Source organism: uncultured Microbacterium sp. (genome assembly GCF_964244775.1).
Taxonomy (GTDB): Bacteria; Actinomycetota; Actinomycetes; order Actinomycetales; family Microbacteriaceae; genus Microbacterium.
This window is the reverse complement of record NZ_CAXTJR010000002.1, coordinates 60,440-71,492: the sequence shown is the minus strand read 5'-3', so window position 1 is coordinate 71,492 and position 11,053 is coordinate 60,440. Positions and strand designations below refer to the sequence as shown.

The following is an 11,053-nucleotide window of genomic DNA, read 5'->3' as shown; positions in this document are numbered from 1 at the left end:
TAGTCTTGCTCAATCGGCGGTGGTCGCCAAAATGCCTCTCTGCGCTCCGATACCCTGGATGCATGTACAGACTCCTCGTCACTGGCGGAGCGGGTTTCATCGGGTCGAATTTCGTTCATCACGTCATTGCGCACACGGATATGCACGTAACAGTGGTCGACAAGCTGACCTACGCCGGTAATCGAGAATCACTGGCGGGCCTGCCGGACGAGCGCGTGGCGTTCGTACGCGGAGACATCGTCGATGCCGCGGTCATCGACGAACTGGTGCAGCACTCCGACGCGGTCGTGCACTACGCAGCCGAATCGCACAACGACAACTCTCTAAATGACCCCCGGCCCTTCCTCGACACGAACATCATCGGCACCTACACCCTGCTGGAGGCTGCTCGCCGCCACGGGCGCAGGTACCACCACATTTCCACAGACGAGGTATACGGCGACCTTGAGCTCGATGATCCGCAGCGCTTCACCGAGACGACACCCTACAATCCCTCGTCGCCATATTCCTCCACAAAAGCGGGAAGCGACCTTCTCGTACGCGCCTGGGTGCGCTCGTTCGACCTGCAAGCAACGATCTCCAACTGCTCGAACAATTACGGTCCGTATCAGCACATCGAGAAGTTCATCCCTCGCCAGATCACGAATGTGCTCCGCGGCATCCGACCAAAGCTATATGGAAGGGGCGAGAACGTCCGGGACTGGATCCATGCCGAGGATCACTCATCCGCCGTGCTCGCGATCCTGCAGCGAGGCACGATCGGCGAGACCTATCTCATCGGCGCAGACGGAGAGAAGAATAACAAAGAGGTCGTCGAGATCATTCTCGAGAAGATGGGGCAGCCGCGCGACGCGTACGACCATGTGACCGATCGGGCAGGTCACGATCTTCGGTATGCCATCGACTCCACGAAGCTGCGTACGCAACTCGGATGGTCGCCGTCGTACGGCGACTTCGACAGGGGTCTGGCCGCGACCATCGACTGGTACCGGAATAACGAGGAGTGGTGGTCCCCGTCGAAAGATTCGACCGAGGCCTTTTACGCGTCGAAGGGGCAGTAACATGACCGATCCGAGCTCCTGGGAGTTCGGCAAAGCGCCATCCCTAGTGGGTACCGTCATCCCGGGTCTTGTTGTGATGGAGCTAGCCGTGCACGGTGATGCGAGGGGCTGGTTCAAAGAGAACTGGCAACGCGAGAAGATGACCGCGCTCGGCGTCCCGGACTTCCATCCGGTTCAGAACAACATCTCGTTCAACGATGCCATCGGAACGACACGTGGCATCCACGCCGAGCCATGGGACAAGTGGGTGTCGGTCGCGACCGGCCGCATCTTCGGCGCGTGGGTGGATCTGCGCGAGGGGCCTACCTTCGGGGCCGTCTACACCGCAGAGCTCGATCCTTCGCGCGCGATATTTGTGCCTCGAGGCGTGGGCAACTCCTACCAGACCCTCGAACCGGACACCGCTTACACCTATCTCGTGAACGATCACTGGTCGCCGAACGCCGCCTACTCGTTCCTCAACCTAGGCGATGAGACGGTCGCCATCGATTGGCCCATTCCACTCGCGGATGCCGAGGTCTCCGCAAAGGACAGGGCGCATCCTCGCCTCACTGAGGTTGAACCGATCGCGCAGCGGAAATTTCTCGTGCTCGGTGCGGATGGTCAGCTGGGTCGGTCGTTGCGCGCGGAATTCTCCGCGGCATCCCACGTCGAGTACGCGACGCGCGACGACCTCGATCTCACTTCGCCGAATCTGCTATCTGCACGCAGGTGGCGTGACTACGAAGTCATAATCAACGCCGCCGCTTACACGGCGGTCGATGCCGCCGAGTCACCCAAGGGTCGGCGCGCGGCATGGGCTGCCAACGCCGCAGGCGTGGCGGTCCTCGCACGCATCGCTGCGGAGCATGGCATCACACTGGTGCACGTGTCCAGCGATTATGTCTTCGATGGAACCCTCGACCGCCCCTACCGCGAAGACGATCCAGTCTGCCCGGTCGGCGTGTACGGGCAGACGAAGGCGGCAGGGGAGGCGGCGGCCGCTGTCGCCCCGCTCCACTACAACGTGCGCACATCGTGGGTGATCGGCGAGGGCAAGAACTTCATTCGCACAATGGCCTCCCTCGCTGAGCGCGGCATCGACCCGCAAGTGGTGGAGGATCAGGTCGGTCGACTGACCTTCACGCGGGACCTTGCCCGCGGTATTCGTCATCTTCTGAGCACGCGCCCCGCGTTCGGCACCTACAACCTGACCGGCTCCGGTGTGGCCATGTCATGGGCGGATGTGGCGCGTGAGGTCTTCCGCCTCACAGGCCACGATCCGGCTCGTGTGACAGGCGTAACCACGGCGGAATACTTCGCGTCGGCGACGGGTCCGATCGCACCGCGACCCTCCAACAGCGTGCTCGACCTCACACGCGTGGAGCAGTCGGGTTTCGAACCAGCTGACAGCCAGCAGTCGCTCGCCGAGTATCTCACTCGTTGAGTTCACTCATGGAACCGTAGCGCTCCGGCAGCCGAGCAGGGTGTTCGCGCCGGGCACGTCATTGATTGGATAGACGCATACGGTGTGCGTCCCACGCGATGCCGCGATGGCGACCGTGAATCCGTGCAGGGCGCCCGAGCCGGGGTAAGCTGCCGCAACGTCCGGGCGTGATCCATCCGCGCGAACGGACCGGCCCACACCGTCGACATACACGTGGACGTCAATGGACGACGCCGTATCCGGGTCCAAAGCCCAGCCACTCACGCCGATCGCCCCCGCCGTTCCGCCGACGAATTCGATGTTCCCGATCGGTGGTCGGGAATGATCGGGAACATCGATCGTTCGGCACCCCAGGAGAGTGTTGCCACCCGCGGCATTGTTGATCGCGTAGACACACACGGAGGAGGTCCCCGCCGGCACGATGACAGACTCCGAGAAGCCGTGATTCTGGCCTTGCAGGGGGTACACGCTGCCCACGTCAGGGCGGGACTTGTCTGCCGCGTAAGCAGCGCTCTGGCTGCCCACGTAGATGTGAATGGAGAGCGCCGCAGTCGTGTCGGTGTCCAGCGCCCATCCGCTCACCGTGGCCGTCAGGCCGCTGACGGCCACGGCATCGATCACTCCGATGGGAGCAGTCCCCAACTCGGGAATCGGAATCGTGATCGTGCGACACCCGAGCGAAGTGTCGCCACCGACGCCCGAGTTGATCGCGTACACGCACACTTGGTGGGTGCCGGCCATCAGCGACACTCGGGTCGAGAACCCGTGCGCCGTGCCGTAGGCCGGATAGGCGGCTCCTACGTCGCTGCGGGTCGCATCGGCCGTCGAGGTCGTCGTCGATCCCGAGGCCTCCACGCGCACTCGGATAGGCAGGGCCGTGTCGGGATCGATCGCCCATCCACTCGCGGTGACCACGGCTCCGTTCGCCGTGACGGCGTCGAGAGCGCCGATCGGAACCCGACCCCCGTCGATCACAGCCGCTACGACGACGGCCCGACAACCCAGCTGGACGTTCGCGCCGAGCCCGACATTGATTCCGTACACGCACACCATATGAGACCCAGCGGCGGCGGGCACCGTGCGGGTGAAACCATGGGTCGGTCCATACCCCGGGCTGGCATTCGCCACATCGGGACGCGCGAGGTCGGAGGTGACGATGGTGCCGACACCGTCGACGTAGACGTGGACGTCGATCGGCGAAGTCGAATCCGGATCAAGCGCCCAGCCGGCTGCCGAAATCCCCCCGTCCACCGGGGTCGCGGCTTCGAAGACGCCGACAGGCGAACCCGCCATCGCCGTTACACGCGAGCAATCCAGCTGCGAGTTGCCGCCCGCGCCGAAGTTAATGCCGTAGACGCAGACCGCGTTCACTCCGATCGAGGTGGCGGGAACGAAGAGAGAGAATCCGTGTGTACCGCCGAGTGCCGGATATGCCGCCGCGATGTCCGGTCGGTACGCGTCGGCGGTGGTGGCGTGTCCGACCCCGTCGACATACACGTGGACGGGGATTGGATCTGCCGTTTCAGGGTCCGCGGCCCATCCTGAGACCTGGAAACCACCAGGTACCGCGATAACAGCATCAACGGCACCAAACGGACCGTATGGGTTGCGTGGCGCATGGGTCGAGCCAAACCAATCTGTGAAGAGGCGCCAGAAGTTGCGATTTCCGTGCGCCGAGCATCTATCGCCCTCCCCGTACATGTCGTTCAGCGCGGCCGCGTTTGGCGTGTAGGGGGTGTATATGTACAACCCCGCCGTGGCCTGATTCTCTATGAACACGCGCGCCGTTCCGCAGTTCCGGTCGGCATAGGGCGAGTAGAGGATGTTGTTCCACCGCCCGGCTTGGTAACCCCACCACGTCGGGTTCAGCCGGTAGATCTCATACTGCCGTGCGGCGTAGTACACCTGGTAGAAGAAACCCGCTGTGGACGGGTCGCACGGCGCCGTATCGGGACAACCCTGGCCAGCCGCAGCGGAGTACTCGTCTGAGGACGGCGCGGTCGACGAGACGAGCGACTGCTCCTTCTGGAGCAGGACGAGGATCACCTGCTGACTGATCCCGCACGATCGAGCCACCCTGTCGATGATTGTGGCGGCGCTCTCATTTGCTCGCCCACTGTATCCATCGCAGTAGCGGTCGACGGGACGATCGTCAGTGTTCTGCCGGTAGTCCTTCAGACATGTGTATCCCGCGCGGCAGATCTTCACCTGCCCGTCCAAGAAGGCCTGGACAGCGGCAGAGTCCATGGCATTGGAATTGTAGAACACCTCATCGTCGATGATGTTGCCGGGGTTCCAGTCAGATGCGTCGGCCGCCGCAGCGGACGGCGCGGGTGTCACCGTAGCGGGAAGCCCCACCATGAGAGCGGCGGCACAGATGCACGCCGCGAGGACGGCGACCCAGGATCGGACGCCGCGCGACCCAATCACCGCCCCAGCTCGACCGTCGAGATGGCCGACTCGGCATGGGTCGATCCCGACTCGTACCGGACACGGAACCGCACGTCGCCAGCGCTCTGAGCGTCGGGCGACGACGACATGACGCCGCAGTAGGTCACCCCGTTGCCGGCCGTACCCAAAACCTGGGCGGACGATCCGGAGTCGATGAGCTCAAGCGTGCAGGTCCCATCCGGCTCGCTGATCCCGGGCACCATTGCGGTCACCTGCACTTCCTGCCCGATCACCTCGGCCGTGACGATCAGCACATCGCCGTTGTAGGGCGCCGAGGTCTCGGTGGGGGTGACCGTGGTAGTCGGCGAGGCCGTGGGAGTCGGCGAGGCCGTCGGAGTCGGCGAGGTCAGGCTCGGCGATGGCTCAGCGCTTTCGGCTCCGCCGGTCTGCGACGTAGAGCCACCCAACGGCGTAGCGCATGCCGCGAGGGTTAGGAGGCCTACCGCCGCCAACCCGGCGAACCACAAACGAGCGTTGATCGGCCGGACCGGCGTGCCTTCACGAGTGCGCATCACGCAATCATTGTGACGGCGCGCACGAGCGACCGAGCCCTCCCACGCCGGGCGGTAGTGGGGATGTCACCGTGTCGAGCGACCTAGCCTCCGGCGGAGACGCCTGAGCCGGGACCATACGGGCTGGTGCGAATCGATATCCGCACGGATATCCGCACGCTGTCGCTCGAGGGCATTCTCGATTTCTTGTCGCAGATCGCGACGGATGCGGCGCTCCAGATCGGCGATATACAGCGGCAGTCCCGCCCCGTTGACGGCGACCCACTCGCGCAGCTTGCGATCTCGAATTATCAGGTCATCTCGGTCATGCAGATGACCGAGCGCCGTCATGCTATTGCCATCTGCACCTGTCACTCCCGGTCGCTGCGTCCAGAATGCGAGCGGTTCGCCGCCGATGAACCCCAGAGTCGCGACGGCGAGCACACGCAGGTAGAACTCCCAGTCCTCGACGGCATCCAGCGTCTCGTCGTAGAACCCAACTGTCTCGTGGATGCTGCGACGGTAGAGCAGGGAGATGGGGACCGCCCGGTTGACCTCGAGGAGGTCGGTGAACCGCAACGCGTCAAGGTCTGCCCAGAACGGAACGCGGGAGGTCTCCACCCAGGCGCCGTCCGTCCGCTCTTCATAGACGATGGCTGTGGCGACGCCGACGCCGACATCGGTCGGATGCTCGTCGAGCCAGCCAACGGTGCGCGTGAGGAATTCGGCATCCCACAAGTCATCGTCATCGTGGACGACGATGAACTCGGTGTCGAGGGACTCAACTCCGCTGTTGGCAGCGGCGCACCGCCCACCGGGCTCTCGTGCGCCGATCACCGTGACGCGATCAGCTATCGCGGATGCGGCGACGACCTCATCCACCCGCGCACGATCGGTCCCGTCGTCGACCACAACGACGTGCCAGTCGTTCAGGGATTGACCGTCGACGTCTGCGAGGGCACGAGTGAGGAACTCGGGTCTGTCGACCGTACGAACGACGATTCCTACGCGCGCGGGCATGACAACAGCCTAGAAGGCCCTAAAGGTCCGCGTGCAGCTGCCACACCCGGTCGGCCGCGTCGCGCCACGAGAACGCGCGCCCACGGTCGGCGGCGAGCACCGACATCCGCTCCACCTCCGTGGCAGAGCCGAGAGCGCGCGCCAGCCCCTCGCCCAGCGCGGTGACGTCGGCGGCGAGGGCGCCGCCGTCGAGTAGAACGTCGGTGTGCACCGGCGAATCGGACGCGACCACCGGCACCCCGAGTGCGAGCGCCTCGACGACCCGCCATGGAAAAGCAGAGCGGCGCGAAGGGGCGACCAGGGCGACCGCGGCGCCGAACACCGCGCCTCGCTCCGTCGCAGAGAGCGCTCCACGCACGTGCACGAGACGCTCCGGGATGCCGCCTGCAGACGCCAACTCGACGATCGCAGGCTCTTCGCCTTCGGGTGCATCCACGATCACGACGGGCATGTCGAGTCCGGCAGCGGCTACCGCTTCGAAGCCGTCCGACAGGGCATCGGAGGCGGCCGCGCCGCCCGAGAGCAGCACGAATCCTTCCGGGAGCCCCAGCTCGCGGCGGCGGCCGATCTCGTCGCGAGGAACGGCGAAGCCGACGGGAGCCGCACCCGAGATCACGCGGACGCGATCACCCACCCGACCGAGATCGCTGAGTCTCTCGGCCATCGCATGCGTCGGCACCACGATGGCGTCGGCGTGCTTCTTGGCCCGCTTGAGCATCGCCTTGTGCCACGCGACGGTCGTCCGGGGCAGTTCGTCCGGCGCCTCCCAGGGGCGGAGGTCCCACACCGTCACGACGGTCTGATCGTTGTCGTGCACGCGGTCGTGCCGCACGAGCGGGGCGAACAGCGAGGGCGAATGGATCATCCCGCCACCCACACCGGGCGCGACGCCCAGCTGCCACGAACCCGCCAGCTCACGGCGCGCGAGCGGCATGGCGTGCAGATCGGCGAGTCCGGGGAGGGCGTCGGCGACAGCATCCCGCGCTCCCTGCCCCAGCGCAGGGACGATGCCCGCGACCTCGCAACCGCGGGGAGCCGCGAGGATCAGGGCGTGCGTCAGCTCGCGGGTCGCGTCTGCCAGGTGCGGTTCGGTCGGTGCGGCCAGCTGGTCGAGCACGACCCTCAGTGTCGCCGTCATTCGCGTCAGCCGCCGCTCGCCGGCGTCGCGGTCGGCGGGTGCAGGGTGGTCTGGATGAGCTGCTGGATGTAGGCGAAGTCGGGGTTGTACTCGTCGATTCCGCCCGCGGGGGTGAGTTCGATCGGTGTCACCGGCTGTGACTTCGCCTTCATGGCCAGCTCGACAAGCGTGGGTAGGAGCGACTGCGGCAGATCGGTCTGGAGCAGGTTGGTGCTCGCGGACGCGAGATCTTGGAACCGGGTGAGCACCGCCTGCGGGGTGAACTGCGCGAGGATCGCCTGCTGCAGCTCGCGCTGGCGCCCCATGCGGTCGAAGTCGCTCGTGGTGTATCGCGATCGGGCGTACCACTGCGCGGTGTCGCCGTTCATGTGCTGCGTGCCCTCTTCGATCCAGCCGATCGCCCAGTCTTCGGCCGGTTCGCCGTCGTACGTCGGCCCCCAGCCCTCGGGCAGCCGTTCGGTGACGGTGATGTCGACGCCGCCGAGCGAGTCTACGAGGGCGGCGAAGCCGTGCATGTCGACGAGAACGTAATACGGGATCTGGATGCCGAGAATGCCTTCCGCGGCATCCTTCGTGGCCTCGATGCCTGGCTCCGAACCATTGGCGACCGCGTCAGGGTAGAGCGTGTTGCCGTCCTGGCACACCTCGACCTCGGTGCGCAGCTGGTTGATGCCGCTCCCCCACCCGCACGTGTCATCGGCATAGCCGGTGTGGCCGTCGGGGTATTTGTCCTGCATCGGGCCGGGTGCGAAGGGGAAGTCCGGCATGTCACGCGGGATGCCGGTGATCGTCGTCGCGCCCGTCACGGCGTTGACCGAGACGACCGAGATGCTGTCGAAGCGCATCGAGTCGCGGCCCTCGCCGCTGTCGCCGCCGAGCAGCAGGATGTTGTAGTAGCCGTCGGAGGGCGGCACCGACGGCGCGCTCACGCCGAAGATCGCACCGAGTGTGTCACGCGTGGTGCCGGCGACCTGCGAGGCGTAGACCGCGCCGCCGCTCGCGAGCACGAGGCCTGCGATCGCGACCACGGCGACGCCGAAGCGCGCGGCGGGCTTGGTCTTGACGAGCCGGACGAGCCTGAGGGTGTCGACCGTGAGCACGACCCACAGGACGGCGTACGCAAGGAAAAGGCCTTGGGCGACCAGGAGCGCGAACCAGTTGGTGGCGATCGTAAGGAACACCTGTTGCCACAGGATGCCGCACAGCACCGTGAGGACGACCAGCGTCCACATGACGAGCGTCGATGCGAGCCCGAAGCGGCCGAGGCGGCGGTTGCCGGCGAGGATCTGCGCCGAACCCGGGATGAGGAAGTTCATACCGACGAGCCACCACGCCCGGCGCGTCATCACCTGAGGCGACGAGCTGTCGGGGCGACGGAGCGGGCGGGTCTCGAGCAGGGGCGCTGGGGTGTTCGGGCGTTGTCGGGGAGGGCTGACGACACTCACAGCGACTCCTTCAGACTGCGGTTCTTCTCGTCGACCTGCGCCTCGAGCTCGCGGGCATAGGCTTCGACGCGGTCGCCGAGCGCAGCATCCGAGGTACCGAGAATTCGTGCGGCGAGGAGTCCCGCGTTCTTCGCGCCGCCGATCGAGACCGTCGCGACCGGGATGCCGGCCGGCATCTGGACGATGCTGAGGAGCGAGTCGAGACCGTCGAGCGTGGCGAGCGGCACGGGGACGCCGATCACCGGCAGCGCCGTGACGGACGCGAGCATGCCGGGCAGGTGCGCTGCGCCGCCTGCTCCGGCGATGATCACGCGGATGCCGCGCCCCCGTGCTTCGCGGCCGTAACGGATGAGCTTGTCAGGCGTGCGGTGGGCCGAGACGACCTCGACCTCGTGGGCGATACCGAAGTCGGTGAGCAGCTGCGACGCATCGCTCATGACGCGCCAATCGGAGTCGGAGCCCATCACGACACCGACCAGGGGCGCGTCGGAGGAGTGCAGGGGCACATTTCCTTGGGCGGGCGCAGTCACCCGTCAAGGCTAGGGCGCGACCCTGGAAGAAGCCCGCAACGGCGCGGCCCGTCCTGCACCCCCGCAATGCACCCTCGACCGTCGCAATGCACCCTCAACCGTCGCAATGCACCCTCAACCGTCGCAATGCACCCTCGCCGAGGGTGCATTGCGAGAACCGAGGGTGCATTGCGGGGATCAGTCGGTGAAGAACGCCGCCGCGGCGCGAGCGCGGTACGCCACGTCGTCGAGGTCGTGGCCGGCGACGGTGACATGCCCTACCTTTCGGCCCGGGCGCGGCGCCTTGCCGTACGTGTGGATCTTCGCGCTGGGCTGATCAACCATCGCCGGGGCGAACCGCTCCTCGAGCGCTCCCTCGGCCGGGCCGCCGAGGATGTTCACCATCACCGACCACGGCTGCGTCGGGGCGGTGTCGCCGAGCGGCAGATCGAGCACCGCGCGCAGGTGCTGCTCGAACTGGCTGGTGGTCGCGCCGTCCTGTGTCCAATGCCCGCTGTTGTGCGGGCGCATCGCCAGTTCATTGACGAGGATGCGGTCATCGATCGTCTGGAAGAGCTCGACGGCCAGCATCCCGACGACATCCAGACCGTTCGCGATCGCGATGCCGAGCTCAGCGGCCACCTCGACGAGACGGTCGGTCGCGTGCGGGGCAGGTGCGAGCACCTCCGCGCACACGCCGCCGCGCTGGACCGTTTCGACCAATGGATACGCGCGCGTCTGCCCCGACGGCCGCCGGGCGACCTGCTGCGCGAGTTCGCGCGAGAACTCGACGAGCTCTTCGGCGAGCAGCGATCCGCCGCGGGCGTCTTCGGCGAGCGCGGCGAACCAGTCGTCGGCCTCGACGCCCGAGTTCACCACGCGCACGCCCTTGCCGTCATATCCGCCGCGCGGGGTCTTCACGATCCCGCGACCGCCGTGGGCCGCGAGGAAGTCGTCGAGCTCGCCGGCATCGGAGACGGCCGCCCAGTCTGGCTGCGGCATCCCGAGTTCTGCGAGCCGCGCCCGCATCTCGAGCTTGTCCTGGGCGAACCGCAGCGCGTGCGGGCCGGGGTGGACGGCGACGCCGGCTTCGACGAGCGCGGCCAGCACGTCCTGCGGGACGTGCTCGTGGTCGAACGTGATCACGTCGACCTCGCGGGCGAACGCGAGCACCACGTCGGCGTGGTGGTAGTCGCCGACCGCGGTCGCGGCGAGGGATGCTGACATGCCGGGCTCTTCGGCGAGCACCCGCAGCTCGATGCCGAGCTCGACAGCGGGCGCGATCATCATGCGGGCGAGTTGACCGCCTCCGACGACTCCGACGCGCAAGACCATGCTGGTGCCCCTTCCGACTCCCCCATCTTCGCGCACCCGCGTCTCGAGGGTGCATTGCGACGGTTGAGGGTGCATTGCGAGAACCGAGGGTGCACTGCGGGAATCGAGGGTGCATTCCGACGACCGAGGGTGCATTGCGACGACCGAGGGTGCACTCCGAGCATCGAGGGTGCATTC

The 11,053-nt window shown here is 66.5% G+C and carries 9 protein-coding genes; 2 read left to right on the top strand and 7 right to left on the bottom strand.

Annotated features, from left to right (window positions below; all coding sequences use genetic code 11):
- The first annotated feature begins 62 nt into the window (after positions 1-62).
- On the top strand, positions 63-1,061 hold the full coding sequence (rfbB, locus tag ACFE6Z_RS05580) for a dTDP-glucose 4,6-dehydratase (protein WP_375384723.1): 999 nt from the start codon (positions 63-65) through the stop codon (positions 1,059-1,061).
- 1 nt (position 1,062) lies between these two features.
- On the top strand, positions 1,063-2,487 hold the full coding sequence (rfbD, locus tag ACFE6Z_RS05575; protein WP_375384722.1) for a dTDP-4-dehydrorhamnose reductase: 1,425 nt from the start codon (positions 1,063-1,065) through the stop codon (positions 2,485-2,487).
- Between the two features lie 6 nt (positions 2,488-2,493).
- Here the strand turns inward: rfbD and ACFE6Z_RS05570 are convergent, their stop codons facing one another.
- The 7 genes from ACFE6Z_RS05570 to ACFE6Z_RS05540 form a co-directional block, all read right to left on the bottom strand.
- Positions 2,494-4,734, bottom strand: coding sequence for a hypothetical protein (locus tag ACFE6Z_RS05570; RefSeq protein WP_375384721.1), 2,241 nt, complete (start codon positions 4,732-4,734; stop codon positions 2,494-2,496).
- 179 nt (positions 4,735-4,913) lie between these two features.
- A complete protein-coding gene (locus ACFE6Z_RS05565) occupies positions 4,914-5,450 on the bottom strand; it encodes a hypothetical protein (protein ID WP_375384720.1) in 537 nt (178 codons plus the stop codon).
- Between the two features lie 66 nt (positions 5,451-5,516).
- Positions 5,517-6,449 (bottom strand): glycosyltransferase family 2 protein, encoded by a 933-nt coding sequence (locus ACFE6Z_RS05560; RefSeq protein WP_375384719.1) that lies wholly within the window; start codon positions 6,447-6,449, stop codon positions 5,517-5,519.
- A gap of 19 nt (positions 6,450-6,468) precedes the next feature.
- The gene (locus ACFE6Z_RS05555) at positions 6,469-7,587 is read right to left on the bottom strand and encodes a glycosyltransferase (protein WP_375384718.1); all 1,119 of its coding nucleotides are present in this window, start codon (positions 7,585-7,587) and stop codon (positions 6,469-6,471) included.
- A gap of 5 nt (positions 7,588-7,592) precedes the next feature.
- Complete coding sequence (locus ACFE6Z_RS05550; RefSeq protein WP_375384717.1) at positions 7,593-9,032, bottom strand: LCP family protein; 1,440 nt, start codon at positions 9,030-9,032, stop codon at positions 7,593-7,595.
- The gene (purE, locus tag ACFE6Z_RS05545; protein ID WP_375384992.1) at positions 9,029-9,496 is read right to left on the bottom strand and encodes a 5-(carboxyamino)imidazole ribonucleotide mutase; all 468 of its coding nucleotides are present in this window, start codon (positions 9,494-9,496) and stop codon (positions 9,029-9,031) included. The genes ACFE6Z_RS05550 and purE overlap by 4 nt, the downstream gene beginning before the upstream one ends.
- Positions 9,497-9,739: 243 nt before the next feature.
- Positions 9,740-10,876: a 5-(carboxyamino)imidazole ribonucleotide synthase gene (locus ACFE6Z_RS05540; protein ID WP_375384716.1), complete on the bottom strand. Its 1,137-nt coding sequence runs from the start codon at positions 10,874-10,876 to the stop codon at positions 9,740-9,742.
- Positions 10,877-11,053: the final 177 nt, after the last annotated feature.